Here is a 26,645-nt window from a genome sequence, read left to right as displayed (position 1 = left end):
CTCCGAAATTCGCTTGCGCGAATTCCTCGCTCGCCCAGTCTGTCGTGTCGTCCTCGATTGCCAACCCGCTGCCGCAAAATGAACAGGATGCGCGCAAGTTAACACCGTCTGCCGAGGTTTACAACCGGATTTGTGGGTAATCCTCAGGCGCACTGGCGGGGGGCTTGTCGCGGTAAAGCCGTCTGTCGCGCTGATCCGCGACAAGGGCGGGCACGCGATTGGGGTGGTGCTTGTGCTGCACGATGTCAGCATGGAGCGCGCCCATGCGGCGCAACTGGCGCACGAGGCAAGCCACGATGCGCTGACCGGACTGGTCAATCGCGTGGAGTTCGAGCGTCGGCTGGCGACAGCCATCACGCGGGCCCGTCAGGAGGCCTGCAAGCATACGCTGATGTACCTCGACCTCGATCAGTTCAAGGTGGTCAACGACACGTGCGGCCACGCGGCGGGTGACGAACTGATCCGGCAGATTGCCGAGGTCATGCGCCAGCAGCTGCGCAAGGGCGATACGCTGGCGCGGCTGGGCGGCGACGAATTCGGTGTGCTGCTCGAGCATTGCGCGGCGGCCGATGGCGAGCGCGTGGCCGAGGCGCTGCGGCGTGCCATTGCTACCTTCCGCTACGCCCACCGGCAACGGACGTTCACGCTTGGTGTCAGCATCGGCCTGGTCAACCTCGACCAGAGCACCGGCAAGCTTGAAGAGGCCTTGAGCGCAGCCGACGCGGCGTGCTACATGGCCAAGGAGGGCGGCCGCAACCGCGTGCAGGTCTATCACACCAACGACAGCGTGGTTCGGGCGCGGCATGGTGAGATGGAGTGGGTCAGCCGCATCCACGCGGCGCTGGCCGCCGGCCGTTTCTGCCTGTATTCGCAGGACATCGTCGCATTGAATCCGGCGGCTGGGCCCGCTGGCCGCCATGTCGAACTGCTGCTGCGGCTGATCGACGAGCGCGGGCAACTGGTGCCGCCGATGGCGTTTGTGCCTGCGTGCGAGCGCTACAACCTGATGCCGATGATCGACCGCTGGGTCGTGGAGACGGCGTTCGCCGCGTTGGGACGTGTGCATGCCGGGCGGCCCGGCGACATCGCGATGTGCTCGATCAACTTGTCGGGCGCGTCCCTGGCCGACGACCATTTTCCGGAATTCGTACGGCGCCAGGCCGAGCGCCATGACATCGCGCTGTCCGGCATCTGCTTCGAAATCACCGAGACGGCGGCGATCAACAATCTCGCGCAGGCGGCTGCGTTCATTCAGCAGCTGCAGGCCATCGGCTGCGCGTTCGCGCTCGATGATTTCGGCGCGGGGATGTCGTCGTTCACGTACCTGAAGCATTTGCCGGCGGCCTACCTCAAGATCGACGGCAGCTTTGTACGCGACATGCTGGAGGATCCCGTCAACGCGGTGATGGTGGAGGTAATCCAGCGCATCGGTCACGCGATGGGCAAGAAGACGATCGCCGAGTTTGTGACCTGCGATGCGATGCGCACGCGCTTGCAGGAGATGGGGGTGGACCTTGCGCAGGGCGCGCTGTTTGGCGGACCGGTGCCGTTTGCTCGGGGTACGGGTTTGTCGATAGCCGGCGCGGAGCGATTTGCCGTCACGCTCTGAAGCGGCCCCGACTACGGCTGCGGCGGTGCGGGCGGTGTAGCCGACGAGACCAGCGGGTCACGGAATCCCGTATCGAGGGGTGCCGAGGCCGAAGGCGCAGTGGTTGCGCCAGCGCGCCGTGATTCGTTCCAGGTCTTGTAGGCCCAGTAGCCGGCGCCAGCGACCATCCCGTACTTGGACACCTTCCAGGCCGCGCGGCCGATGGCCGTTCGCCGCAGCAGCGGCATGGCCAGCGTGATGGCAGTGCTCAGCATCGGGTATTCGCGCGTGACGCCCAGCAGCTTGAGCCAGCCGGACGGTCGCGCGAGGCGCGGCAGCCATGAGCCGAGATTGGTCATGCGGCGCGCGCCGCCCCGGACCTGGCGCAGAGCCTGGATGGCGTCGTAGCGCTCCAGCGCGGCACGCGTGATCAGCAATTCCTTGCGTACGGCCAGTGGCAGCCGTACTTCCCGCGTAAAGCGGACCGGGCGGGGGTGCTCGCGGCGCGGACGGTTGTCGATGTTGTCGTCTTCGGGCGTGGTCATCGGCGCAGCATCTCCCGGTCTTTATCGAGTTCGGCCAGTGTGGATTCGAACAGCGGCGGCGCGTTGCGAACCTTCTGGCGCGCGATGAAAAGGCAGATCGCGGCGCAGATCACGTAGAACACCACGATTGCTCCGATGGCTTGCCAGCGATAGCTTTCCCAGAACAGGATGGCGATCAGCAGCGTGAAGGTCATCAGCGCCATGCTGAAGAACACCAGTCCGAAGCAGGCCAGAAGGGCTACCTTCATCAGGCGGGTGCGTTCCTCGGCCAGCTCGACGCTGGCAAGCTCCAGGCGTGTCTGCAGCATCGACACCACTGAGCCGGTGAGGTTGCGGAGGGATTCCAGGAACTTGGGGGAAGGGGACTCGCTCATGCGGCTCCGGCGAAGAATCGATGCGCCGGCATTGGCGGCATCTGCGACGAGCGACCGGTTGCGCGGCGGATGGGCCACGGAGCCGGTCCGTTGGCGGCGCCCGGCATATAGCGCGGGCGCGGCCGGATCCGGGGAGGCGCGCTGCACGCGCCGGGCGTTGTTGCCCGGCGTGCCGCCCCGGTCAGCGACGGCTTACTTGCGGTTGAGCAGCAGGCCGATCAGCAGACCCACGCCGGCCGCCACGCCCACGGCGCGCCAGGGATGGTCATGCACGTAGTCATCCGTGGCGCGGGCCGCGGCCTTGCTCTTGGTCACTACGGCGTCCTGCAGGTCCTGCGCCTTTTCCTTGGCCTGCTTCAGCAGGCCCATGCCACGCTCGCGCAGTTCGGCAGCTTTTTCGCCGGTGGTCGAGGCCGCTTGCTTAAGCAGTTCTTCGGCGTCGGACAGAACGGTCTTGACATCGCTCATCAGTTTCTCCTGTTTGCGGGCGGTTGGTTCAAGTGGTGACATTTTGCCTTGCTCGCTCTGGCTTGTGGCGTTTCTTGTCTTCCAAGTAGCATATGTGGCGCCGGCCCATCGTTTCAAGCTTGCTCACCCATACTTTGCAATTCCGTGTCACGCAAATGGCAAGCGTGGCACCCACATCCAGAAAAACCCAGGCAAATGCATGCATCTAGCTTGCATTCACATTCGTCGTCTTTATGACTTCGAGTGATTTTATAGTGACTTTATATTCGTTTGGGTTGGATCGCAATCCAACTAAGCTGGTTTCACTCGTTTTCCCCGACTATTTGGAGGCTTTCAGGCATGACACTGCGTCTTGGCGATATCGCACCGGACTTTGAGCAAGAATCGAGCGAGGGCCGCATCAGGTTTCACGAATGGCTCGGCGACAGCTGGGGCGTCCTGTTCTCGCACCCGGCGGATTACACCCCGGTTTGCACGACCGAACTGGGCCTGACCGCCAAGCTGAAGGAAGAGTTCGGCAAGCGTGGTGTCAAGGCGATTGCGCTGTCCGTGGACAGCGTGGAGTCCCACAAGGGCTGGATTCACGATATCAACGACACGCAATCCACGTCCGTCAATTTCCCGATCCTGGCCGATGGCGACCGCAAGGTTTCCGAGCTCTACGACATGATTCACCCGAACGCCAACGAGACCCTGACGGTCCGCTCGCTGTTCGTCATCGACCCGAAGAAAAAGGTAAGGCTGACCATTACCTACCCGGCCAGTACCGGTAGGAATTTCAACGAAATCCTGCGCGTCATCGATTCGCTGCAACTGACTGACAACCACAGCGTGGCCACGCCGGGCAACTGGCAGGACGGCGACGATGTGGTGATCGTGCCGTCGTTGAAGGATGAAGAGATCATCCGCCAGAAATTTCCGAAGGGGTACAAGGCCGCGCGTCCGTATCTGCGTCTGACGCCGCAGCCGAACAAATAAAAAAACCGGGCCGGAGGACATGTCCCCTGGCCCGGTCCAGTACTGACCGATGTCGTAAAACGGCGGGCTTGCCCGTCGTCTCCTCGGTTGTGTGCTTGAGCCCGGCCTGATCGCCGGGCTTTTTCAAGGGCGGTTGCCGGGAATCAGAAGAAGGCCTGGATGCCGGTCTGGGCACGGCCCAGGATCAGTGCGTGGATATCGTGCGTGCCTTCATACGTGTTGACCACCTCGAGGTTGACCACGTGGCGGATCACGCCGAATTCATCGGAGATACCGTTGCCGCCGAGCATGTCGCGCGCCACGCGGGCGATGTCCAGCGACTTGCCGCAGGAGTTGCGCTTCATGATCGAAGTGATTTCCACCGCGGCGGTGCCTTCGTCCTTCATGCGGCCCAGACGCAGGCAGCCTTGGAGGCCCAGCGTGATTTCGGTCTGCATGTCGGCCAGCTTCTTCTGCACAAGCTGCGTGGCGGCCAGCGGGCGGCCAAACTGCTTGCGGTCCAGCGTGTATTGGCGGGCGGTGTGCCAGCAGAATTCGGCGGCACCCAGCGCGCCCCAGGCGATGCCGTAGCGGGCCGAGTTCAGGCATGTAAAGGGACCCTTCAGGCCGCTGACGCCCGGCATGAGGTTTTCTTCCGGCACGAAGACCTGGTCCAGCACGATTTCGCCGGTGATCGAGGTGCGCAGGCCCACCTTGCCGTGGATGGTCGGAGCGGACAGGCCCTTCCATCCCTTTTCCAGGATGAAGCCGCGGATGTGTTCCTTGCCGTCGTCGCCGGTCAGCTTGCCCCAGACCACGAAAACATCGGCGATGGGCGAGTTGGTGATCCACATCTTGGCGCCGGTGAGCTCGTAGCCGCCGTCGACCTTCTTCGCGCGGGTGATCATCGAGCCCGGATCGGAGCCGTGGTTCGGCTCGGTCAGGCCAAAGCAGCCGATCCATTCGCCGGTGGCCAGCTTGGGCAGGTACTTCTGCTTCTGAGCTTCGCTGCCGAATTCGTAGATCGGCACCATCACGAGCGACGACTGCACGCTCATCATCGAGCGGTAGCCCGAATCCACGCGCTCGACTTCACGGGCGATCAGGCCGTAGGCCACGTAGTTCAGGCCGGGGCCGCCGTATTCCTCGGGGATGGTCGGGCCCAGCAGACCCAGTTCGCCCATCTCGCGGAAGATCTCCACGTCGGTCTTCTCGTTGCGGAACGACTGCAGGACGCGCGGCATCAGCTTGTCCTGGCTGTAAGCAGCGGCGGCGTCACGCACCATGCGTTCGTCGGCGGTCAGTTGCTGGTCCAGCAGCAGGGGATCGGCCCAGTGGAATTCGGCGTTGGCAGCCATGGAGGTCTCCTTCTTTGGTAGCGCGATGGGGGCGATGGGCCCTCGGATATACGGGAAAACGTGGAATGCGGAAGAAATTTCTAGTTCCGCATTGCGGAACCTTGTTCCGATGAGCTAGTATAGCCGAACCGATCCGCGGTGCAACAGGGGATTTCTCCCGGGCCTGCGGAAACTGACCTTTGGAGCCACGTCTTGGCCACTTCCCCGACCTCTGCCATTTCCGCCGCGCCCCCGGCCTCGCTGGCCGCCGAACCGGGCCAGCGCGAGAGCGATCCGAACTTCGTCACCGCGCTCGCGCGCGGCCTGGAGTTGCTGCGCTGCTTCCGCACTGGCGAGGCGATGCTCGGCAACCAGGATTTCGTGCGTCGCACGGGATTTCCCAAGGCCACTGTCAGCCGTCTGGCTGGCACGCTGGTGCAGCTTGGCTACCTGCGCTACGACGAGAGTCTGGGCAAGTACGCGCTCGATGCGGGCGTGCTGGCGCTGGGGTATTCGTACCTGTCTGCGTCCGATGCGGTGGCGCTGGCGCGCCCGCACATGCTGGCGTTTGCTCAGGCATACGGCGTGTCGGTGTCGCTCGGCAAGCGCGAGCGGCTCGAGGTGATCTACCTGGAATCGATTCGGAACGATGCCGGCGTCATGCTCGGGCTGGGGGTGGGGTCGCGGCTGTCGCTGGTGTCGAGTTCGATGGGCCGTGCCTACCTGGCGGCGTTGCCGACGGCGCGGCGCGAGCGCGTGCTCGCCGAATTCGCTCAGGCGTTTCCCGAACAATGGCGGCAGCAGGAAGCGTCGATGCGCGTGGCGCTGGCCGAGGCCGAGCGCGATGGCTACTCAGCCTCGTTCCGGGACTGGCATCCGGCCATTCATGCCAGCGCGGTGGCTTTCCGCCCGGTAGGGGAGAAGGATCTGCACATGCTTAGTTGCAGCGCATCCTATGGTGCGGTGAGCGAGGATGTGTTCCGCGAGAAGCTCGCACCTGCGCTGCAGGCGCTGGCGGCGCGATTGTCCGATCCGTCCTCCGGACGCATCTGAGCAGCCAGTCGGACGACGCACCGCGCGACGCGCTGCGTTCCTGACCGATCGGCGGCTCGAAAGGCACGAGGGACCCGTGGGCTCATTGGGCCCAACGGGTCCGAGGATCCCGATGGACCGATGGAATCGCTCAGAGGTCCGTTCGCAGCTTCCACAGTTCCGGGAACAGCACCACGTCGAGCATCCTTCGCAAGTAGCTGACACCCTCGGTGCCGCCCGTGCCGCGCTTGAAGCCGATCACGCGCTCCACCGTGGTGACATGGCGGAAGCGCCATTGCCGGAACGCGTCTTCCAGGTCGACGAATTTTTCGCCAAGTTCGTAGAGCTCCCAGTGCGCCGACGGGTTGCGATACACCTCGAGCCATGCTGCTTCCACCGAAGCGTTGTAGGCCGTTGGCTGCGTCCAGTCGCGCTCCGCCACGTCAGGATCGATCCGAAAGCCGCGTCGCACCATCAGGCGGATCGCCTCGTCATACATTGACGGCGTATGCAGCGCGTCCTCTACCAGCTTCAGATGCTCGGGCCGGTGCGCATGCGGGCGCAGCATTGCGGCGTTCTTGTTGCCGAGGATGAATTCGATCTCGCGGTATTGGTAGGACTGGAACCCCGACGACGCGCCGAGGTAGGGCCGCATCGCGGAGTACTCCGGCGGCGTCATCGTGGCCAGCACGTTCCACGCCTGCACCAGCTGGTCCATGATCCGCGACACGCGCGCCAGCATCTTGAACGCCGGACGCAGCTGATCCGATCGCACGCCTTCGCGCGCCGCGCGCAACTCGTGCAGCATCAGCTTCATCCACAGCTCGGTGGTCTGGTGCTGGACGATGAACAGCATCTCGTTGTGGTCGGGCGACAGCGGATGCTGGGCGTTCAGGATCTGGTCCAGCCCAAGATAGTCGCCGTAGCTCATGTCGCGCGCGAAGTCCATTTGCGCGCCGTGCCAGCTATCGCCTTCCGTGACTTCCCCGGCCGTTGCCGCACCATGGCCCATCGGGCATCCCTTGATTTCGCTCATGATTCGCTCCGCTCAGGTCACCGCCGTCCGCACGGCAAACCGCGCGTCGCGATAGGTGCCGCTGTCGAGCACGTCGCGCAGGATTTCCACCGCATCCCAGACTTCCGCAAAGCTCGTGTAGAGCGGCGTGAAGCCGAAGCGGGCAATGCCCGGTTCGCGATAGTCGCCAATGACGCCCCGCTCGATCAGCGCGGCCACCACGGCATAGCCGTCCGGATGCGCAAAGCTGACCTGGCTGCCACGCCTGACGTGTTCGCGCGGCGTGACCAGCGTCAGCGGGTGCTGGCCGCAGCGCGCCTCCACCAGCTTGATGAACAGGTCCGTCAGTTGCAGCGATTTGGCACGCAGTGCGGTCATGCTGGTCTGCGCGAAGATGTCGAGCCCGCATTCGACCATCGCGAGCGACGTCACCGGTTGTGTGCCGCACAGGAAGCGGCCGATACCCTCGGTCGGCTGATACTGCGGCGCCATCGCGAACGGGGCACGATGCCCCCACCAGCCAGACAGCGGCTGCCAGAACTGGTCGCGCAGCGCCGGCGCCACCCAGACGAAGGCCGGGGAACCGGGGCCACCGTTCAGGTACTTGTACGTGCAGCCGATTGCATAGTCGGCTTTGGCAGCGCTGAGTGTCACGGGCACCGCGCCGGCCGAGTGGGCGAGATCCCAGACCGTCAGCGCCCCGCGCGCATGGGCGAGTTCGGTGAGGCCGGCCATGTCGAGCATCTCGCCGGTCTTGTAGTTGACGTGGGTCAGCATCAGCACCGCGGTATCGGCGCCAACGGCGGCGTCGATCTCGTCCGGGCAGTCCACCAGTCGCACCGAATAGCCCTGCTGGAGCAGGTCGGCGAGCCCCTGCGCGATATAGAGATCGGTCGGGAAGTTGCTGGCTTCGGACACGATCACGCGGCGCGCCGGGTCGCGTTGCTGCTGCACGCGCAGCGCGGCGGCCAGCACCTTGAACAGGTTGATCGACGTGGTATCGGTCACCACCACTTCATCGTGGCCGGCGCCGATCAGCGGGGCGATCTGGTTGCCCAGGCGGCGCGGCAGATCGAACCAGCCAGCCGTGTTCCAGCTGCGGATCAGGCCATCGCCCCATTCGGTGGAGACGACTTCGGCGGCGCGCGCCGCGGCCGCCCGCGGACGGGCACCGAGCGAGTTGCCGTCGAGGTAGATCACCCCGGCGGGCAGCGCGAATTGTTCGCGCAGGGCGCGCAGCGGGTCACCCCGGTCGAGCGCAAGACAGTGTTCACGAGTCAGAGACGTCATAAGGCAGATTCTGTTGAGGCCTGGGGGCAGGCGATATCAGACAATTCGTAAAGATCAGGGCAGGGCGCGCAGCACGGCGCGCACGGGACTCGCGTCCAGCGTGGCCAGGCGCAGCGGCAGTGCAATCAGTTCGTAGTCGCCGGCGGGCACGTCGTCGAGCACGATGCCTTCGAGAATCGCAAAACGGTGATCGCGCACGGCGTGGTGCGCATCCATCGTCTTGGATTCCTGCGGGTCCAGCGAGGGCGTATCGATGCCGATCAGCTTCACGCCATGACGGGCGAGCAGCGCGATGGTCTCGGGCGCCACAGCGCAGAACGCCGGATCCCACGTATCTCGCGGCGCTTGCTGGTACGTCCGCAGCAGCACGCGCGGCGGTACATCGCCGAGGGCGTGTTCGATATGGCGCGGTTCCACGCGCGGCGTGGCGCCGATGCAATGGATCACGCGGCAGGGGCCCAGGTAGGCGTCCAGCGGCACGGCGCCGATCGGTGCGCCATCCGCCGCGTAGTGCAGCGGGGCATCGGCATGGGCGCCCGTGTGCGGGGACATCGTGATACGGCCGACGTTGACCGGGCAATGTGCATCCATCTGCCAGGCGGGGTCGTGGCGGAACGGCGTGTCGCCGGGCCAGACCGGCGTGGACGGCGATACAGGCGGGGTGATGTCCCAGATGAGGCGGGGATCGGGGGCGTGGGGCATGGTCTCCGGGGATCGTTTCGATCAACGATTCAATGACCGCATCATAGACAAAACCCCCGAGAAGAGGCTTGCGAAATGGCCCGTCAAAGTGCCCATTTTTCGCATAGAATTGTGTGAGTCGGATAAAAAATAGTGGTTTCTGCGAAATGACCCTCGATCCTATCGATTTACGCATTCTGGCCTGCCTGCAGGAGAACGGCCGGATCAGCAACCAGGACCTGGCGGACCGCGTGGCGCTGTCGCCCTCGGCGTGTCTGCGGCGCGTGCGTTTGCTGGAAGAGGGCGGCGTGATCGGCGGCTATCGCGCATGGTTCGACGCGGAACAGCTAGGGCTGGAGATCGAGGCGATCGTGCAGGTGTCGATGCGGCATGACGTGGAGGGCTGGCACGACACATTTAACGCGGCGGTGCAGGCGTGGCCGGAGGTACTGTCGGCCTATGTCATCACCGGCGACAGCAACTACATCCTGCGCGTCCAGGCCCGGAACCTGAAGCACTACTCGGATTTCATCGTGAACCGGTTGTACCGCACGCCAGGCGTGATGGACATCCGCTCCAACATCGTGCTGCAGCGGATCAAGACGGACGGATCACCTCTGGCCGTGCTCAAGGCGGGTCAGGGCGAGGCGTCGTAGCTGGCTAGGAGAGTGCGCCGTCAAAGGCGCGGCGAGGAAGCCGGGGCGCGGCAGTGGGCAGGGCATGCGCCCCGCCGGTCAGCGATCCAGTGGTCCCAAAGTGGAGAATTGCCCACCCTGGAAGACCAGCGGCTGGCAGCCCTGGTCCTGGATACCGCAACGTTCCACCTCGCCGACGAAGATGACGTGATCGCCTTCGTCGTAGCGGCTGCGGTTGTGGCATTCGAACCAGGCCAGCGCGTTGGCCAGGATCGGCAGGCCGGTCTCGGACAGACGGTAGTCCACGCCGGCGAAGCGGTCGCCCTTTAGTGAGGCGAAGCGCTGGCACAGGTCCAGCTGCGAGGCCGCGAGTACGTTGACGATGTAGTGCGAGCCGTCGCGGAACATGGGCAGGCTGTTGGCCCGCGTGGCCATGCTCCATAACACCAGCGGTGGATCCAGCGAAACCGAATTGAACGAGCTCGCCGTGATGCCGACAAACGGCGCGCCATTCGTGTAGGGATGGTCGACCGCGCGCGTGGTGATGACGGTCACGCCGGTCGCAAACTGCGACAGCGCCCGCTTGAAGTGTTGCGAATCGAAGTCGGGAGAAGCGGCCTTGGGGCCCGTGACGGGGGCTTCGGCCTCAGGCATGCCCATGTCTCGGGCTCCACACAAATCCATGAGTTTCATTTTCTGGTCTGCCGGCGCGCTCGTTTGCAGACTCAACCTAATCCCCTCGCGGGGGACGCATCGGTTGGATTTCGCACAAATCGCGCCCGCGCTTCAGGCAGGCGCTTGCCAGCCCTGAACTGCCCCGATTGTAGCGGAGTCCGGACAACCTTCCCGGCAGCGTCGTTATTGCCGCTTTTGGGCGCGGAAGTTTGCATTTTTGCCAGCAAGTCCGTTTCCGGTTGCTTATGCTAGGAAATGGCTGCCTGCAGAGCCAGCGGTTTGCCGTCAAGGCATGACACGAGAAAGGGAGCTTGCAGATGGAACACGGGCTTGAGATTGCCACCTTGGGCGGTGGATGCTTTTGGTGCCTGGAGGCGGTGTACCAGCAGGTCGATGGCGTGCGTGCCGTGGAGTCCGGCTACACGGGCGGCCACGTCAGCCATCCCACCTATCGTCAGATTTGCGAGGGCGATACCGGCCACGCCGAAGTCGTGCGGGTAACCTTCGATCCGTCCGTGATTACGTATCGCGAGATCATCGAGATCTTTTTTGCCATCCACGATCCCACGCAGCTGAACCAGCAGGGCAATGACGTGGGCACGCAATACCGTTCGATCATCTTCACGCATTCGGAGGCACAACGCGCCGTCGCCGAATACGTGATGGGCGAGCTCGTTGCCAACAAGGTCTTTGACGCGCCGATCGTGACCCAGATCGAACCCGAGCAGCCTTATTGGCGCGCCGAGGCGAGCCACCAGAATTACTATCAGGAGCATCCGGCGCAGGGCTACTGCGCGTTCGTGATCACGCCCAAGCTGGCCAAATTCCGCAAGGATTTCGCCAGCCGGATGCGTCGCTAGCACTAGTGCCCTAGGCCGCCACCTCGAGCCGATCCGCAATCGCCTGCGCCAGCCGCACGATGCTCTGCGGCGCGCAGCCTTCCGCGTTGTTGCTGACGATCACATAAGCCGGCTGCCCCGTGCGCAGCGTGCGTGCGACCACGTCGGCGATGGCATGGCGCGTCTCGATGTCCTCGTCGACGATCTTGTCGAACGGCGAGTACGCCTGCTCGGCCATCGCATATGACCGGCCTTCACGCAGCATCCAGCGCAATACCAGCGGGCCAGGCGCGCCATCGTCCATCAATGCCTATGCGGCGGCCTGGCGCGGCACGGGCGGCAGCCGGTCGCGCGCGGCCAGGCAGAAGCGCACGCCACGGTCGCGCAGCAGGCGAATGTAGCGCGGCGTCAGCAACGTCGGATCGCGCATTTCCACCGCATAGCACGCGTAGGGCGTGAGTGCGGGATCGAGTGGCGGCAGGGCGGCAAGAAACGCGTCAAGCCGGGCGAGGAGCGCGGGGCCGTCGTCGGCCATGCTGGCCAGCGGCGACAACTGGAACAGCAGCGGCCCGCAATGCTGGCCCAGGCCCCCTGTGGCCGGCACGATGAAATCGCGGATGGCGATTTCCGGATTCAGAAAGGCCGCATTGTGCAGCCTGCCCGCGCCGTCGGGCCCACGCAGCCACGCATCGCAGACGCTGGCGGGCGCCTTCACCAGAAAGCGGAACCCCTGCGGCACCTGCGCCGCGTAACCGAGGTAGTCGGTCAGCGGAATCGGGCCGTAGAAGCCGCGATCGATGCCTGCTGCACGCAGCAGTGGATGCTGGCCGCAGGCGCGCAGGCCTTTGCGTGACAGCAGGCTTTCGGTGTATTGACCGTCATAGACCATGCCATGCCAACCCGGGTAAGACCAGGATGAGGTGCCGAAATACAGGTTGGGCGGCAGGCGTTTGCCGAGGTCGATCAACGCCGCGTCGGGTGTCCACGGCTGGACGATCTTGCCGACGGGCTTTTTCTTCGGAGCGGGGGAGTCCGGCGCGGTACCGGCATCGCCCGCCGCGGCCGGAGGCGTAGCGGCGGGCCGGGTGGCGGTCGTTGCAGCGGAAGGCGACGCGGGCGCGTCGCCGAACAGGTCGAGATTCTCAGTCAATCGTCAGATAGGGGTGCCGAGCGCAGGCTCGTAAATATACCGGCGCGACCACGGCAGCGTCTCGGGCGGGCGGCCGGCCTTGTGACACACCACCTGGTAGATCGACATCTGGTCGGTCGTGAATGCGTGGGCGCAACCGGCCAGGTACACCCGCCAGATGCGGTACTTCTTTTCGCCGACCATCGCGCGGATGGTGTCACCGTTCGCTTCGAAATTATTGGCCCAGTGATGCAGCGTCTGCGCGTAGTGCTTGCGCAGCAGTTCCACGTCGAAGGCTTCCAGGCCGCCCTTCTGCAGGGTCTGCAAGACCAGGCCGATATGGGGCAACTCGCCCTGCGGGAATACGTAGCGGTCCATGAAGCCCGAGCCGTCCATCGGCACCACGCCGCTGTCCGGGTCCGTTGACGTGATGCCATGGTTCATCGCCACACCGCCGTCGATCAGCAGTTCCCGGATGCGTCCGAAGTAGCCCGGCAGGTTTTCCTTGCCCACGTGTTCGAACATGCCGACGCTGGTGATGCGGTCGAACTGGCCCGCGGTGTCCCGATAGTCCTGCAAGCGGATCTCGATGCGGTCCTGCAGGCCGGCGGCCTTCACGCGCGCCGTAGCCAGGTCGAACTGGTTCTGCGACAGCGTGATGCCCACGCATCTGGCGCCGAATTTCTGCGCCGCGCGCAGCACCAGTGCTCCCCAACCGCAGCCGATATCCAGCAGCGTCTGGTCCGGTTGCAACCGGATCTTGGTCAGGATGTGGTCGATCTTCTTGAGTTGGGCAGCGGCCAGGTCTTCATTGCCGTGCTCGAAGTACGCGCACGAGTAGACCATGTTGGGGTCGAGCCAGAGCTTGTAGAAGTCGTTGGAGACATCGTAGTGATACTGGATGGATGCCTTGTCTTCCTGTCTGGTGTGCGTGAAGTGTTGCGCTACCCTGGCGAGCGCTCCGCCGGCGCTGCGTGTGGCGGCGGCGGAAAAGCCGTAGGCCACCTTGATGATGTCGGCCAGACGGCCTTCGAAATCGATCTTTCCCTGGACGTAGGCCTCGCCGAGGTTGTCCAGGCTAGGTACCAGCAGCAGGGGCAGCGCGGTGGCCTCGCGCACCGTCAGCGTGACGTCCGGCTTCTCATCGTTGCCCAGCAGGTATTCGGTGCCATTCCACAGCCGGAGCCTGACCGGCAGGTTCGCGTGCTTGCGTACGTCGGCAATCCAGCTGTCGAGTTGCTTGTCCAGAGCTTGCTTGAAAAACATGCGGCTTCCTCCCGATTGGTTGCGGCATACCTCTCGAACGAATGCCCCATGGCGGGTTCGCCTGTGCGTGGCGCGAGCCGTGGGGGCCGCGCCGGCCAGACGTGGCCAGCGCGACGACTCTAAAACTTTACGCCAAATCCTCGAATTGTGCAGTGCGGGTCCCCGGCGGGACCGGGGGCCGGTGTACCTGTCTGGTCGGGCAAACAATGTGTCAGGCGACCCGTGTCGTCGGGAACATCATGACGGGTGCGGCCGGACGCGCCGCGCCTGTCAGGGCGACAGTCGGACGATGTGCCAGCTGCCGTCGTCCTGTTTGCGATAGCCGATGCGATCATGCAGGCGCGAGGGGCGGCCCTGCCAGAACTCGATCCACGTGGGCACGACCCGATAGCCGCCCCAGTGATCCGGTCGCGGCGGGTTCTCGCCAAACTTGTTGCGGAAGTCGGCCTCGCGGGCCTCCAGCACTTCGCGTCCGGCGACTTCGCGGCTCTGCTCCGAGGCCCATGCGCCCAGCCGCGACCCGAGCGGTCGCGATGCGTAATAGGCATCACTCTCGGCGGCATCCACTTTCTCCACGATGCCTTCCACGCGCACCTGGCGCTCCAGCTGGACCCAGTGGAACAACAGCGCCGCACGCGGGTTGGCCAGCAGGTCCAGGCCCTTGCGGCTTTCATAGTTGGTGAAGAACGTAAAGCCGTCAGCATCCATGCCCTTGAGCAGCACGATGCGTGCGGACGGCTGGCCGTCGGCATCGACGGTTGCCAGTGTCATGGCGTTCGGTTCGGGCAACTTGGCCTGCATGGCCTCGTCGAACCAGGACTTGAACTGGCGGATGGGGTCGGGGGCCACGTCGGATTCGGAAAGCGCGCTCAGCATGTAGTTGCGGCGCAGGTCGGCGAGTTGGGTCATGTCGCTATCACGAAGGACGAAGGGGAAATGTCCGCGCGAAACACGCGGATGAGGATGATTCGAGTATAGCGAAAGCGCCGCACAGCGAGTTTGCGCTGTCGCAACCGGCTGGGGGCGTTGCGCCCCGCTTTCATCACGAAATGGGTGTCTGGTCGGACACGCGGATCTTGCGCGCCTGGTTGCGCGAGTAGTAGCCGGCCATGCCCATCGCACCAGCCATCGACAGGAAGATCGGTAGCATGCCCAGCGCGGTGCCCACGACGCCGAACGTGAGCGGCCAGACCACCTGGCTGGTGTTGAGCACGGCTGAACGCAGCCCCAGCGCCTCGCCCGCCCGGCCGGATGGCGATGCGGTATGGAGGATGTTCATGACGTTAGGCTGCGCGCTGCCCAGCGCCAGGCCCAGTACGAAGGCGAGTCCGCACATCAGCCAGAAATGGGCGACGAAGGGATAGACCAGGTAGGCCATGGCGCCCACCATCAGCGCGACGCGAATGATCTTCCATTCGGACAGGTGGCGCGACACCATCGGCATGGCCACGCGGATCGCGAATGTGGCGATCGCGAACGCGCCCAGCACCCACCCGATCGACGACGGCGACAGCCCGATGCGCGAGCCCTGGATCGGGATCAGGAACGCGTGGAGATCCCACGCGGCGGACAACACCGCGCTGGCGATGAAGACCGCGCGCAGCTCGGGATGCTGGAGCAGGTCCAGTGTGGAGTGGCGGCTGCCGTCCTCGATGGCGATACGCCCGGCATTGCCGCCCGTGGCCGGCAGCCGGGGCCGCACGTACTGCAGGCCCGCCTGGCCGATCAGCGCAACCACCACCAGCACGCAGAACGCCGCGCGGAAGCCGGCGTGCTCGATGACATAGCCCATCACCACGGGACCCAGCGTGCCGGACACCGACAGCCCCAGCGCATGCAGCGTGTAGTTGCGCAGCCGCGTGTCGTTGGTCGAGACCTGTCCGATCAGCAGCTGCATCGCCACCTGGACCAGCATGAAGCCGACCCCGATCAGCGCGCACGCGGCATACAGCGAGGAAATGTCATGCCAGACCGCCGGCAACAGCGTGCCGGCCACCACCATCAGGGACCCCGCCGTCATCGGCAGGCGTGGCCCGATCTCGTCGATGCGCTTGCCCGCGCGGATCGCCAGAAACATCGGCAGCAGCGCATAGAGCGACATCAGGATGCCCAGGGTGACCGTGGACGCCTTGAGGGAGATGGCAAACAGGGAAACGACGACGCGGCTGGCGTTGAACGCTACGTGATTGCACACCGTCAGGGCGATCAGCCAGCTGATCGGCGGGACGGCGGCGTGAGGCAACGTCATGACGGGGGCGGAAAAAGACTTGCGTGGATCGCGCTGCCGGCAAGGTCTCCGTTCCGGTCAATAAAAAGCGCGAGAAAAAATGAGTGCGGCCGAGGCCGCACCTGACAATGGCCGCCGACGGCCGGACTGGAACCGGCATCGGGAACCGATGCACGCCATCTCTTCGTAAATTGCTTGTAAATGGCCGTTTAATTATGCGACTGCCCGTGGGCCGGGCACAACGGCGAAGAAGGAGGGGGTGCAAATCCGCAACACTTTCGAGGCGTTTGTGTTGCGGATTTGCCAATCGGATGCGGCCCGTCGGCCCGGCGGATGCCTACCGGATCATTCAGGCGATGCCTCAGCCACCCTGGTAGAGCCGGACATCGTTGGCCGGGCGCGACGGATTCTGCTGGACGGTCGGGGCGGGGACGCGCGGTGTGGTGGGTGGCGGGCCGGCTTCGCCCTGGGCGGCGGCCGACTTCGTCGGCGGTTCGGGGATCGCCGGGCCGGCTGTCTGCTTCACCCCCTTGCCGGAGGCCGGGTCCTGATAGGTCTTGCCCGGCGGCGGGGCGGTTGGGCGCTTCTTCAGTTCGGCCAGGAGCTTGCCGCACTGGCTCTCCTCGCCCGGGGAGATGTCGAGCAGCGGCACCAGCATGGCCACCGGCGCCGTCAACGCCAGGGCCAGCGCGCCGCCGGCTCGCAGCGCCAGCACGGCAATGTTCGGGCTCACGGAGGGGTTCTTGAACGTGCCGCCCACATACAGCGGCGAACGCAGCGAAATGATCCGCAGGCCCTTGGAATCCGGATGGATGGTCAGTGCCAGCCGCTCGTCGCGCATGTCGATGGCGCCCTCGGTGTTAATGACCGCATCCTGCGTGTCGAGCACGAACGTGCGGGCGCGCGCCACGCCGTCCTTGAACGCGAAGTCGCTGACGCCACAGTTGATTTGCACGGGCTTGTCGCCGAACAGTTTGGAGATCACCACGCTGCCCACGTTCAGGCCGATCGCCTCGAGAATGAACTTGCTGACCGTGCCGTTCTCCACCAGCAACCGCGCCTCGCCGTTGGACGATGCCATCAGCGCGGCGACGGAATTGCCCGTGGCCGACAACCTGGCGCTGCCGTTGACCTCGCCGATGCTCGCTCGCATCGTGTCGATTTTCGGAAACATCTGCTTGAGCTTCAGGTGGCGCGCGGTCATGTCGATCACGGCGCCCATCGGCTCGCGCTTGCCGTCCAGCCGGATCGTGGAGACCAGGTTGCCGCCGGCCACGCCGAAGTTGAGCGGATCCAGCAGCAGCACGCCGTCGGTCAGCTTCAGGTGCGTGGTCAGGTCCGTGATCGGCAGGTCTTCGTCGCGCACGATGCGCTTGCCGGTGAACTTCACGTCGGCATCGATCTCGTCCCAGCGTTCGGTCCGGAACGGGGCCACCGGCAACGCCTTGTTGGCGGGCTGCTTCACGGGGCTCTCCGGCGCGGCCCGGCCCGGCTTGGCATCCGCACCGATCAGCGGCGCCAGGTCGGAGAACAGTAGTTGCTGAGAGACCAGTTCGCCGGAGAGCAGCGGGCGCGGCGAGCGCTGCGCGAACGTGAGCGTGCCACCCAGGTCGCTGCCGCCCACCTTGCCGGTGAAATTGCGGTAGGTATAGGTGGAGGCGCCCGGCTTGAGCGTGCCCACCAGACGGCCACGTGTTTCATACGGCGGCGTCGAGGGCAGCACGATGCCGGTGAGTGGATACAGCTTGGCCATGTTGTCGCCTGACAGTTGCAGGTGCACGTCCAGCGCGCCGATATGCGCCGGATTCGTGAGCGTGCCTTCGATCACGGCGCGCGTATTGCCCACGCGGACGTCGGCCTGGACCGGGTAGGGTGTGTTGGTGTCGCGCAGGCTCAGCACGGTGCCAGCCTTGCCGCTGGCGTTGATCGTGGCCTGGTTGTAATGGCCGACGGCCTTCCAGCGGATGCCATAGCGGCTGTCCCGCGCGTCCGGCCTGCTGTCCTTTGCGTCCCTGGTGACGCTGTCGCCGGCCGGGCTGGATGTCGGGGTCGAGGCCGATGCCACGGGCGCGGAGGCCTCTATCGCCGACGCATCGGTGGGCGGCACCAGCGCGCCGTCGCGCGCCCTGTCATAGAGCGCCTGGTCCCCCACGGTATCCAGTGTGGCCTGCATTTCGATCTTCTCCGCGGCATCCGCCAGCGCCAGGTTGCCGCGCTGCAGGACCACTTCGCCGATATCGAGATGCCATTTGCGCTGGCCTGTGTCCGGCCCCGTATCGAAGGTCCAGTTGTTGCGCTTGTCGGCCAGCCGCTCCAGCCATACGGCCGGGCTATCGACCACGATCGTCGGCACGTTGATCTCGTGGGCCAGCAGCGGCACGGGTCGAAGCACGAAGATCAGCTCACGGATGTTTGCCATGTTGGGCGACTTCGCCCAGTCAGGATTGCCCACGGTGATGTCGCGCGCGGACAGTCGTGGCCAYGGAACCAGCGTTTGCCAGCCGGTTTCGCCCTGCGCACGCTTCCAGGTGACAACCAGGTCGCCATTGATGGCGAACGGACGCCCGATGGCCTGCGTGACCTTGTCGTTGATCCACGGCTTCAGCCGGTTCCAGTCAAAGGTCAGGATGACAACGAGGAGGATCGCGATCAGGGCGATCGGCGTCAGTGCACTCCATAGGACGATCTTTTGGCGGCGCGAGGCGGGCATGGGGTTGGACTCCTGTTGACGCGCGGGCAAGGGGGCATACCCCGTTGGGCACGTGTGCGGGGCCATGCGGCGGATCAACCACTGCAAGATCATTGTAGGGGCCACCGTCCCCGCCCGTTGTCAGCCTCGCGCTGACAATTCGGTCGCAAGCTCGCCTATTTTTACGGCCAGCCCGTTCGGCCCGGGTGGCATAAAATGCCGGCACGGCGCGCCAGCGGGCGCGCTGTCGCCACAGATTCCGACCGTCATGACGATTGCCCCGACCCCCCTGGCCGATATGCCGGGCCTGCCCGAGCCCCTGACCCACGAGAGCCCCGAGGACGACGACTACCATCGCCGCTTTGGTGGCGTGGCCCGTCTGTACGGTGCAGAAGGAATGGCGCGGCTCGAGGCGGCCAACGTCTGTGTCATCGGCATCGGCGGAGTGGGTAGCTGGGCGGCGGAGGCGTTGGCCCGCAATGCGGTGGGCCGCGTGACCCTGATCGACCTGGATCACATTGCGCTCTCCAACACCAACCGCCAGATTCATGCGCTGGGTGACGCCTATGGCCGTGCCAAGGTGGATGCCATGGCCGAGCGCATGGTGGCCATCAATCCGCGTTGCCGGGTGACGCAGATCGACGATTTCGTCACTGAGGACAATGTGGCGGCGCTGCTCGGCGGGTTTGACTGGGTGATCGATGCGATCGACGCCGTGAAGATCAAGACCGCGATCCTGGGGTGGGCGCGCCGCGAGAGTGCGCGCGTGATCACCTGCGGGGGCGCCGGTGGCCAACTGGACCCGACGCGCGTGCGGATCGAGGATCTGGCGCGAACCGTCCAGGATCCACTGCTGGCGAAAGTGCGTGGCAACCTGCGCCGGCAATGGGGATTCCCGCGCGATCCGAAGAAAAAATTCGGCATCCAGGCCGTGTATTCGGATGAACCGCTGCGTTATCCGGAGCCCGAGCAGCAAGCGTGCGAGATCGACGAAGTCCCGCCCACGCACCGGCAGGGGCCGCAGGGGCTGGCCTGTGCCGGCTTCGGATCGTCGGTGGCGGTGACGGCGGTGTTTGGCTTCGTGGCCGCCTCGGCGGTGATCGGCGCGGTCGTGGCGGGCTGAATCCGGGCGGTCAAATCGGGTGCCGGTTTATCGCCGGTTCGGCATCAGTCCAGCACCCGTGCGGCTCCAGCGCTTGTGCCGCTTGTGCCAGGTCAGGAGGCCAGCCGCCGCAGCAGGCTGTTCACCGCGTCATCATCGGGCGCCAGGTTGTCGAAGAAAATCAGTTCGGGATACTCGGCCGGATCCGGCATGAAGCGGCGTGTGCGATACGCTTCCCAGTGCGCCAGCTTATAGGCGTCGTTGGGGTTGCCGCGCCGGATGATGCGTGCGTGGGCCTCGTCTTCGGGCAGGTGCACCCAGACGATCTGCGTCTGCGTGCCGGCCGGCAAGTGCAGCCACTGCGGATCGGCCAGTTGATGCGCGCGAGTCTCGCGCGACAGCGGCCCGATCACGATCACGCTGATGCCAAGCATCAGGTTCTCGCGCGCGGTGTCGAGCAGGCCCTGATATTCGGGATCGCGCAGGTTGTCGAGGTAGGCCGGACTGTCGCGGTCATTGGGGTCGCCGGTGATGGCACCCATCGCCGCGGCGCTGTAGCGGCCGTAGAGCGTGTCCTTGTCCAGCAGGCAGAACGGCTCGCCGGTGGCCTGCATGAGCGGCCCGATCAGCCGGTGGGCGAGCGACGTCTTGCCGGTGCCGGCGTGGCCGCAGAAGAAGATCAGTCGTGGCATGGGCGAGGGCGTTCCAGGCGAGGGCGGAAGCGCCAAGGATAACCCGCGATTGCGGAAAATCAGATCGGCCGCGCGGGAAATCGGTATCCTTGCCGGTCATTCCAACGTTGCCGGCCAACCATGTCCGCCACTCCCCATCACGAACCCAGCGCCGAACCCAGCGTTGAACCCAGCGCCGAACTCGGCACCCCAGCCACCGAGTTCAGTGCCGTCGCCAATCCCTATGCAGGGCTGTCGTCTGAAGGCCTGCCCGCCGATCTCCATCTCGGAGAACCGGTGACCGACGCCACCCACGCCGAATTCCTCCAATTGCTCGACGCCACCGCGAAAGCTGACGATGCGGGCTTCCTCTCGGCCTACGATGCGTGGATGGACCACACGCGGCATCACTTCGCGCAGGAAGAGCAGTGGATGGAGGCGATGGGTTTCGGGCCGCGCTATTGCCATGCGGGCGAGCACCAGCAGGTGCTGGCCGTTGCGCAAGCCGTGCGGGACAAGGTAGCGGGGGAGGGAATGGTCGACCTGGGCCGCAGGTTGATCGGCGAGCTATCCGGCTGGTTTGACCAGCACGTGAAGTCCATGGACACGATGATGGTCGAGCACATGAAGGCCAACGGCTTCACGCTCGTCGAAGGGCCTGCCGATCAGCCAGCCTGACGGCCCGATGGCCTGAAGGTGGCGCCCTATGGGCGCCCCCGAATCAGGTAGCCCTTCAAGCCCACCTTCAGGCAGGCATTCAGGCGACGTTCAGTTCAGCGACGTGCTGAGCTGGCGGCGCCAGCGTGAAACGGCCTCGGGCTGGTCCGCCATCAGTTCGAACACCGACAACATGGTCTTGCGGCCGATGTCGTCTTCAAAGCCGCGATCCTTGCGGACGATCGCGATCAACTGCTCCAGCGCCGGTTCGTACTGGCGGCGGGCAATCAGCATCTTGGCCAGGTCGAGCCGCGCGGCGAGGTCGTTCGGATTGGCGTCCACGCGGGCGGCCAGTTCGCCAGGATCCGGCAGATCGCCCATGCCTTTCATCGCTTCCAGTCGCGTTTGCAGCGCCGCATAGGCATCGTCCTGCAATGCATGTGGCGACAAGAGACCGAACTCGGCTTCGGCGTCGTCGATGGCATTCTCGTCCAGCAGGAAGCCGATATACGCCAGGCGCGCACCATCCGCACCCGGATCGAAGGCCAGCGCCGCCTGGAACGCGGCCCGGGCACCGTCCCGGTCACCCGCTGCGGCCGCTTCTCTTGCCTCGCGCAATGCCACTTGGCCCGGGTTGGGCGACAGGCCCTCCAGAAACCCTCTCAACTGGGATTCCGGCAGCACGCCGATGAACTGGTCGACGGCGTTGCCGTCGGCAAATGCCACCACGTGCGGAATGCTGCGCACGCCAAAGTGCGCAGCCAGTTCCTGGTTCTCGTCCACGTTGACCTTGGTCAGCTTCCATTTGCCGCCGGCCTCGGCCTCCAGCTTTTCCAGCATCGGGCCCAGCGTCTTGCACGGGCCGCACCACGGCGCCCAGAAATCAACCAGCACTGGAACCTGGCGCGACATCTCAATGACGTCGGCTTCGAAATTCTGCAGGGTGACGTCGCTCATGTTGTGCACCTCGGAATGGACGGCCACGCAAAAGTGGCCTGATTTCCCTATTGTGAGGGCAGGGCCGCAAAACACAACGGGGCGTACCCGCGGAATCCCGCGTAGCGCGGGAAAACCTGTGGTTGAAAATAGAACGGTCGTTCAGTTATATTGCTTGACCGTTGACCAATCCAAGAACATCGGTCCATGAGGCCGACTGCAGGAGACACCATGACCACCAAGCCCGCGCGTCCGCATTTCCAGTTCTGGCCCAAGCGAGTGCCAACCGAAATCGTGCTGCCGGAGACCTCGCTCTGGTACAACCTGGAGGTCTCCGCACACCGCTTTGCCGACAAGCCTGCCATCCGCTACTTCGGCAATGCCATCACGTTCCGTGAACTGGAATCGCAGGCCACGGCGCTGGCGGGTTGGCTGCAGCAGAAGGCCGGCGTCAAGAAGGGTGATCGCGTGCTGCTGTACATGCAGAACTGCCCGCAATTCCTGGCCAGCTACTACGCGATTCTGCGCGCCGATGCCGTGGTGGTGCCCGTCAATCCGATGAATCGTGCCGAGGAATTCAAGCACTACATCACCGATGCTCAAGCGCGCGTAGCGATCTGCACCGCGGACCTCATGTCCGGCGTGGCGCAGGCCAACAGCGAGGTTGATGCCGATCAGCGCCTGCAGCACGTGCTGGCGTCCCAGTACGCCGATGCGTTGCCCGCGACGTATGAATTCCCGGAGGACGCGCCGCCCGCGTGGCTGACCGTGGAGCATCCACTGCCCGCCGGCACCACGGCATGGTCCGAGGCCATCGGTGCCGGATTGCAGCCCGGCCCGCATACCGCTGGCCCCGACGACATGGCGGTCATGCCGTACACCTCGGGTACCACCGGGTTCCCGAAGGGATGCATCCACACGCATCGCTCCGTGATGCACAACATCATCGGTGGCGCCACGTGGTCCGGCAGCGGCGCCGAATCGGTGATCCTGTCGGTGCTGCCCCTGTTCCACGTCACCGGCATGCAGTACGGCATGAACGGCCCGATCTATTCCGGCGCCACGGTGGTGATGCTGCCGCGCTGGGACCGCGAGGTGGCCGGTCGCCTGATCTCGCGCTATCAGGTCACGCACTGGACCAACATCCCGACGATGGTGATCGACTTCCTGGGCAGTCCGAACCTGGCGTCGTTCGACCTCGGCAGCCTGCGCTACATCGGCGGCGGCGGCGCGGCCATGCCGCAGGCCGTGGCGGAACGCCTGAAGACGCAGTTCGGCCTGAGCTACCTGGAAGGCTATGGCCTTTCCGAGACGATGGCGCCGACGCATAGCAACCCGGCCGAGCATGCCAAGCTGCAGTGCCTCGGCGTGCCGACGTTCAACACGGACGCGCGCGTGATCGATCCTGTCACGCTGCAGGAACTGCCGCCAAACGAAGTGGGGGAGATCATCGTGCGCGGCCCGCAGGTGTTCAAGGGCTACTGGGGCAAGCCCGATGCCACGCGCGATGCATTCATCGAATTCGAAGGCGAGACGTTCTTCCGCACGGGCGACCTGGGCCGCGTGGACGAGGATGGCTTCTTCTTCATCACGGACCGCCTCAAGCGCATGATCAATGCGTCGGGCTTCAAGGTCTGGCCGGCCGAGGTGGAGAACCTGCTGTACAAGCATCCGGCCGTGCAGGAGGCGTGCATCATCGGCACGCGCGACGCCTATCGCGGCGAGACGGTGAAGGCCGTGGTCGTCCTGCGCACCGATGCGCGCGGCAAGACCAAGCCGGAAGACATCATCGAATGGGCCAAGGAGAACATGGCCGCGTACAAGTACCCGCGCGTGGTGGAGTTCGTCGATGCGCTGCCGAAGTCGGGCACGGGCAAGGTGATGTGGCGCCAGTTGCAGGAATCGGAAAATACGCGCAACGCGGCGGCTTGAGGCCGCTTGAGGCCGCTTGAGGCGGGTGCGGCGGTGTGTGCCCGGGGTCAGTGACCGCGGGCGCGCATGAGCATCTTCACCATCGTCTTGTAACCACGCTCGCGCGCATGGCGCGAGGGCGTGATCCCTTCTCGGTCGGCCAGGTTGGCGTCGGCCCCCGCGTCCAGCAGGAGCTGGACGATTTCCTCGTAGCGCGTACTGCCGTCGCCCAGGACGATGGCCTCCAGCAGCGCCGTCCACCCGAGCTGGTTGACCTGATCCACGGCGATCCCGGCCTTCAGCAAGAGCTTCACGACTTCGACATTGCCGTGCTGGCTGGCGGCGATCAGCGCGGTGCCGTCGTAGCGGTCCGTGCTCCTGAGGTCGGCGCCATGCGCAAGCGCAAGCCGTACCACATCGATCTGCCCCGTGGCCGCCGCCAGCAAGAAGGCGCTGTTGGCCTCGCCGTCCTTGCGGTTGACGTCCGCACCTGCCTGGATCAGCGCGCGCGCGACGTCGCCTCGCCGGTTATAGACGGCCGCGACCAGCGCCGTTCGGCCGCGTTCGTCCACGGCCTGCGCGGAGGCACCCGCAGCCAGCAAGCGGTTGACGAGATCCAGGTCGCCGATGCTGGCGGCCGTAATCAGGTTGCGGTCCAGCGCCGCCATGCCGTCGCCGCGTGGAGGCGTCAGGCCAGGTTCGGGGGTGCGCGGCGCGCGCGAGGGAGGCGGTGCCGAGGCGCCGCCCATGCCGATCGACCGCGCCAGCGTCTGGCCGCCCTGTCCGGCCAGCAATCCACCTCCCATCAGCAATCCCATGAGCCCGAGCATCTCGGCAAGTGCCTGGCGACGGGGGCGGGTCTGGGAGCGCGTCATGGTTCGTGGGCGATCGGATGGACTCAGACGGTTTCGTGGGGCGCGGTCGTCGCAGCCACTGCTTCGGCGGAATCGGCCTGCAATGTTGGTGCGGGCTTCGTGTGTGGTGCGCCGGCCTCGGCAGCCTCGCCCTCCTGCAACTGGCGCCACAGGCGGCCGAGGTAGGGGTCATCCACGCCATTGGTGGCCAGGCCCAGCAGCGTCTGCTGCAGATATTCGCGCGCCGGACCGTAGAGGCCCGTGGCGTGGCGCAGACAGGCCACCACGCGTGCGTCGGGCAGGCGGCCCGCATAGCCCGTGTGTTCGCGATTCATCACGAAGGCAAGGGCTCGCTGTTCGGCGCCGCCCGGCTGGTCGTCGACCTTTACGCGCAGCCAGCGCGGATGGTAGGCGCCGGTCATCATTTCGCGGCGCCACAGCACACGGAATTCCTGTTCGATCACATGGCTCGGGATGCGAAACACCATGCCGGTGCAGCAACCGCCGCGATCGAGTCCCAGCACCAGGCCAGGATTGTCCCAGGTGCCGCGGTTGATGCGGGAATAGAGATAGAAGCCGCGGTGATAGCCATGCACGGTGGCGAGCCGCCGATCCGTGTGCACCACCATCGGGTTCCAGATCAGGGATCCGTAGCCGAAGAGCCACACGTCACCGTTCAGGTCGGCGCCATCGGGCCGGGCCGCCAGCGTGTTGCAGAGCGAGCGCTCGATATCGGCCTCCGGCAGGAGTGAAGACGCGATCGGTGTGCTGCACAGCGATGTGCGCAGCCGATCCGATTCGAGGTCCTGTCTGGTGATGGCCATGCGTGCAAGGATAATCCAAAGCCGAAGAGTGTGTCGCACGGAAACCACGCGCGCGGGTGCGGTGTGTGTCGCAGGCAACGGTCGGATCTTGCGGGATAGCTCGTCCGGCCGATTCCCAGGCGCTGCCAAGTCACTACAATAGGGACCTCATCCTCGGAGAATCTCGGAGAACCGGTCATGGCGCGTACGCTTACCGTGGTGTTCGGCAGCGGCAAGGAGTTTGAATTCACGCTCGGCGATGCCGAGCTGGCGGCGGTGACGGAGGACGCTGCGTGGCGCTGGTTCGACCGCGAATACGCGGAGCTGGATTGTCAGGCATCCAGCCCGGTGGGGAAGGTGCTGGTGATCGACAAGATCCTGAACGTGGCCAAGTTCTCGGGCGAGAACCGCTTTGCCGGCAATGCGGAATGGGCCCAGGATTTTGCCCGCCACGCCGGCCGCCTGCTGGGCCGCGACAAGGTACGTGTGGACGTGGGCAACGCCGCCATCGGCTTCTGACCGCGCACTGGCCGCACGAAAACAAAACGGACGCGCGAGAGGCGTCCGTTTTGACTTGTGGCGGGCGGGAATCAGACCGCCAGCAGCTCCACTTCGAACAGCAGCGTGGCGTTCGGCGGGATCACGCCGCCGGCGCCGCGCGCGCCGTAGCCGAGGTCGGCCGGAATCACCAGGCGGCGCGTGCCGCCGACCTTCATGCCCTGGACGCCTTCGTCCCAGCCGCGAATCACGTGGCCGGCGCCCAGCGGAAACACGAACGGGTCGTTGCGGTCCTTGCTCGAATCGAACTTGCGGCCTGCCTGGCCGTTCTCGTACAGCCAGCCGGTGTAGTGCACGGTCACGTGCTTGCCCGACGTGGCTTCGTCGCCCGAACCGACGACGGTGTCTTCAAACTGCAGGCCGGAGGGAGTAGTTTGCATCGCAATCTTCCTTGTTGTGTGGCAGT

The 26,645-nt window shown here is 65.2% G+C and carries 26 protein-coding genes and 1 pseudogene; 9 read left to right on the top strand and 18 right to left on the bottom strand.

Features of this window, described 5'->3' with window-relative positions; translation table 11 throughout:
• The first annotated feature begins 250 nt into the window (after window positions 1-250).
• Window positions 251-1,609 carry a putative bifunctional diguanylate cyclase/phosphodiesterase gene (locus AC1DOX_RS23015; protein WP_441617267.1) on the top strand — a complete coding sequence of 453 codons (1,359 nt, stop codon included), beginning with the start codon at window positions 251-253 and terminating at the stop codon, window positions 1,607-1,609.
• Window positions 1,610-1,620: 11 nt separating this feature from the next.
• Here the strand turns inward: AC1DOX_RS23015 and AC1DOX_RS23010 are convergent, their stop codons facing one another.
• The 3 genes from AC1DOX_RS23010 to AC1DOX_RS23000 form a co-directional block, all read right to left on the bottom strand.
• Window positions 1,621-2,133, bottom strand: a complete 513-nt coding sequence (locus AC1DOX_RS23010; protein ID WP_441617269.1) for a DUF3318 domain-containing protein — start codon at window positions 2,131-2,133, stop codon at window positions 1,621-1,623.
• Complete coding sequence (locus tag AC1DOX_RS23005; protein ID WP_441617515.1) at window positions 2,130-2,507, bottom strand: phage holin family protein; 378 nt, start codon at window positions 2,505-2,507, stop codon at window positions 2,130-2,132. The genes AC1DOX_RS23010 and AC1DOX_RS23005 overlap by 4 nt, the downstream gene beginning before the upstream one ends.
• Before the next feature lie 192 nt (window positions 2,508-2,699).
• On the bottom strand, window positions 2,700-3,017 hold the full coding sequence (locus AC1DOX_RS23000; protein WP_317915246.1) for an ElaB/YgaM/YqjD family protein: 318 nt from the start codon (window positions 3,015-3,017) through the stop codon (window positions 2,700-2,702).
• A 297-nt stretch (window positions 3,018-3,314) separates the two neighbouring features.
• Between AC1DOX_RS23000 and AC1DOX_RS22995 the strand changes: the two genes are divergently transcribed.
• Window positions 3,315-3,953 carry a peroxiredoxin gene (locus AC1DOX_RS22995; protein ID WP_441617273.1) on the top strand — a complete coding sequence of 213 codons (639 nt, stop codon included), beginning with the start codon at window positions 3,315-3,317 and terminating at the stop codon, window positions 3,951-3,953.
• A 143-nt stretch (window positions 3,954-4,096) separates the two neighbouring features.
• Here the strand turns inward: AC1DOX_RS22995 and AC1DOX_RS22990 are convergent, their stop codons facing one another.
• Window positions 4,097-5,290, bottom strand: a complete 1,194-nt coding sequence (locus AC1DOX_RS22990; protein ID WP_441617275.1) for an acyl-CoA dehydrogenase — start codon at window positions 5,288-5,290, stop codon at window positions 4,097-4,099.
• A gap of 192 nt (window positions 5,291-5,482) precedes the next feature.
• On the opposite strand from AC1DOX_RS22990, the gene AC1DOX_RS22985 reads away from it, so the two are divergent.
• Window positions 5,483-6,322, top strand: coding sequence for an IclR family transcriptional regulator (locus AC1DOX_RS22985; protein ID WP_441617277.1), 840 nt, complete (start codon window positions 5,483-5,485; stop codon window positions 6,320-6,322).
• A gap of 130 nt (window positions 6,323-6,452) precedes the next feature.
• On the opposite strand, the gene kynA is transcribed toward AC1DOX_RS22985, so the two are convergent.
• The 3 genes from kynA to kynB are packed head-to-tail and all read right to left on the bottom strand — an operon-like array spanning window position 6,453 to window position 9,308.
• Window positions 6,453-7,337 carry a tryptophan 2,3-dioxygenase gene (gene kynA, locus AC1DOX_RS22980; protein ID WP_092134821.1) on the bottom strand — a complete coding sequence of 295 codons (885 nt, stop codon included), beginning with the start codon at window positions 7,335-7,337 and terminating at the stop codon, window positions 6,453-6,455.
• A 12-nt stretch (window positions 7,338-7,349) separates the two neighbouring features.
• The gene (kynU, locus tag AC1DOX_RS22975; protein ID WP_441617280.1) at window positions 7,350-8,606 is read right to left on the bottom strand and encodes a kynureninase; all 1,257 of its coding nucleotides are present in this window, start codon (window positions 8,604-8,606) and stop codon (window positions 7,350-7,352) included.
• A gap of 54 nt (window positions 8,607-8,660) precedes the next feature.
• Complete coding sequence (gene kynB, locus AC1DOX_RS22970; RefSeq protein ID WP_441617282.1) at window positions 8,661-9,308, bottom strand: arylformamidase; 648 nt, start codon at window positions 9,306-9,308, stop codon at window positions 8,661-8,663.
• A gap of 146 nt (window positions 9,309-9,454) precedes the next feature.
• Here kynB and AC1DOX_RS22965 point away from each other — a divergent pair, with 146 nt between their 5' ends.
• The gene (locus AC1DOX_RS22965) at window positions 9,455-9,943 is read left to right on the top strand and encodes an Lrp/AsnC family transcriptional regulator (protein ID WP_092134817.1); all 489 of its coding nucleotides are present in this window, start codon (window positions 9,455-9,457) and stop codon (window positions 9,941-9,943) included.
• A gap of 78 nt (window positions 9,944-10,021) precedes the next feature.
• Here AC1DOX_RS22965 and AC1DOX_RS22960 read toward each other — a convergent pair whose 3' ends face one another.
• On the bottom strand, window positions 10,022-10,582 hold the full coding sequence (locus tag AC1DOX_RS22960) for a flavin reductase family protein (protein WP_441617284.1): 561 nt from the start codon (window positions 10,580-10,582) through the stop codon (window positions 10,022-10,024).
• A 332-nt stretch (window positions 10,583-10,914) separates the two neighbouring features.
• On the opposite strand from AC1DOX_RS22960, the gene msrA reads away from it, so the two are divergent.
• Window positions 10,915-11,457 (top strand): peptide-methionine (S)-S-oxide reductase MsrA, encoded by a 543-nt coding sequence (msrA, locus tag AC1DOX_RS22955; protein WP_092134814.1) that lies wholly within the window; start codon window positions 10,915-10,917, stop codon window positions 11,455-11,457.
• 10 nt (window positions 11,458-11,467) lie between these two features.
• Here the strand turns inward: msrA and AC1DOX_RS22950 are convergent.
• The 5 genes and pseudogenes from AC1DOX_RS22950 to AC1DOX_RS22930 all read right to left on the bottom strand — a co-directional run bounded on the left by AC1DOX_RS22950 (window position 11,468) and on the right by AC1DOX_RS22930 (window position 18,768).
• Window positions 11,468-12,586 (bottom strand): annotated as a pseudogene (locus AC1DOX_RS22950) (DUF72 domain-containing protein).
• 3 nt (window positions 12,587-12,589) lie between these two features.
• A complete protein-coding gene (locus tag AC1DOX_RS22945) occupies window positions 12,590-13,831 on the bottom strand; it encodes a class I SAM-dependent methyltransferase (RefSeq protein ID WP_477101424.1) in 1,242 nt (413 codons plus the stop codon).
• A gap of 270 nt (window positions 13,832-14,101) precedes the next feature.
• Window positions 14,102-14,740 carry a pyridoxamine 5'-phosphate oxidase gene (gene pdxH, locus AC1DOX_RS22940; RefSeq protein ID WP_441617289.1) on the bottom strand — a complete coding sequence of 213 codons (639 nt, stop codon included), beginning with the start codon at window positions 14,738-14,740 and terminating at the stop codon, window positions 14,102-14,104.
• Window positions 14,741-14,873: 133 nt separating this feature from the next.
• Window positions 14,874-16,079, bottom strand: coding sequence for an MFS transporter (locus AC1DOX_RS22935; protein WP_441617291.1), 1,206 nt, complete (start codon window positions 16,077-16,079; stop codon window positions 14,874-14,876).
• A gap of 340 nt (window positions 16,080-16,419) precedes the next feature.
• Entirely contained in the window at window positions 16,420-18,768 is a 2,349-nt protein-coding gene (locus AC1DOX_RS22930) for an AsmA family protein (RefSeq protein ID WP_441617293.1), read from the bottom strand.
• A 277-nt stretch (window positions 18,769-19,045) separates the two neighbouring features.
• On the opposite strand from AC1DOX_RS22930, the gene tcdA reads away from it, so the two are divergent.
• Window positions 19,046-19,870, top strand: coding sequence for a tRNA cyclic N6-threonylcarbamoyladenosine(37) synthase TcdA (gene tcdA / locus AC1DOX_RS22925; RefSeq protein ID WP_092135451.1), 825 nt, complete (start codon window positions 19,046-19,048; stop codon window positions 19,868-19,870).
• 92 nt (window positions 19,871-19,962) lie between these two features.
• Here the strand turns inward: tcdA and AC1DOX_RS22920 are convergent, their stop codons facing one another.
• Window positions 19,963-20,541 (bottom strand): P-loop nucleotide/nucleoside kinase family protein, encoded by a 579-nt coding sequence (locus tag AC1DOX_RS22920; protein ID WP_441617295.1) that lies wholly within the window; start codon window positions 20,539-20,541, stop codon window positions 19,963-19,965.
• A 120-nt stretch (window positions 20,542-20,661) separates the two neighbouring features.
• On the opposite strand from AC1DOX_RS22920, the gene AC1DOX_RS22915 reads away from it, so the two are divergent.
• Window positions 20,662-21,198, top strand: a complete 537-nt coding sequence (locus AC1DOX_RS22915; RefSeq protein WP_441617297.1) for a bacteriohemerythrin — start codon at window positions 20,662-20,664, stop codon at window positions 21,196-21,198.
• Window positions 21,199-21,288: 90 nt separating this feature from the next.
• Here AC1DOX_RS22915 and trxA read toward each other — a convergent pair whose 3' ends face one another.
• Window positions 21,289-22,134, bottom strand: a complete 846-nt coding sequence (gene trxA / locus AC1DOX_RS22910; protein WP_441617299.1) for a thioredoxin — start codon at window positions 22,132-22,134, stop codon at window positions 21,289-21,291.
• Between the two features lie 210 nt (window positions 22,135-22,344).
• On the opposite strand from trxA, the gene AC1DOX_RS22905 reads away from it, so the two are divergent.
• Window positions 22,345-24,045, top strand: coding sequence for a long-chain fatty acid--CoA ligase (locus AC1DOX_RS22905; protein WP_441617301.1), 1,701 nt, complete (start codon window positions 22,345-22,347; stop codon window positions 24,043-24,045).
• 47 nt (window positions 24,046-24,092) lie between these two features.
• On the opposite strand, the gene AC1DOX_RS22900 is transcribed toward AC1DOX_RS22905, so the two are convergent.
• Window positions 24,093-24,899 carry an ankyrin repeat domain-containing protein gene (locus tag AC1DOX_RS22900; protein ID WP_441617303.1) on the bottom strand — a complete coding sequence of 269 codons (807 nt, stop codon included), beginning with the start codon at window positions 24,897-24,899 and terminating at the stop codon, window positions 24,093-24,095.
• A gap of 23 nt (window positions 24,900-24,922) precedes the next feature.
• On the bottom strand, window positions 24,923-25,702 hold the full coding sequence (locus AC1DOX_RS22895) for a gamma-glutamylcyclotransferase (protein WP_441617305.1): 780 nt from the start codon (window positions 25,700-25,702) through the stop codon (window positions 24,923-24,925).
• Between the two features lie 177 nt (window positions 25,703-25,879).
• On the opposite strand from AC1DOX_RS22895, the gene AC1DOX_RS22890 reads away from it, so the two are divergent.
• Window positions 25,880-26,200: a hypothetical protein gene (locus AC1DOX_RS22890; RefSeq protein WP_092134800.1), complete on the top strand. Its 321-nt coding sequence runs from the start codon at window positions 25,880-25,882 to the stop codon at window positions 26,198-26,200.
• A 71-nt stretch (window positions 26,201-26,271) separates the two neighbouring features.
• Here AC1DOX_RS22890 and AC1DOX_RS22885 read toward each other — a convergent pair whose 3' ends face one another.
• The gene (locus AC1DOX_RS22885) at window positions 26,272-26,619 is read right to left on the bottom strand and encodes an FKBP-type peptidyl-prolyl cis-trans isomerase (RefSeq protein WP_092134798.1); all 348 of its coding nucleotides are present in this window, start codon (window positions 26,617-26,619) and stop codon (window positions 26,272-26,274) included.
• Window positions 26,620-26,645 lie beyond the last annotated feature (26 nt).

It is taken from the genome of Cupriavidus sp. 01L415 (assembly GCF_056400065.1).
Note: the sequence above shows the minus strand (reverse complement) of the source record. Positions and strands in the feature narration are given on the sequence as shown.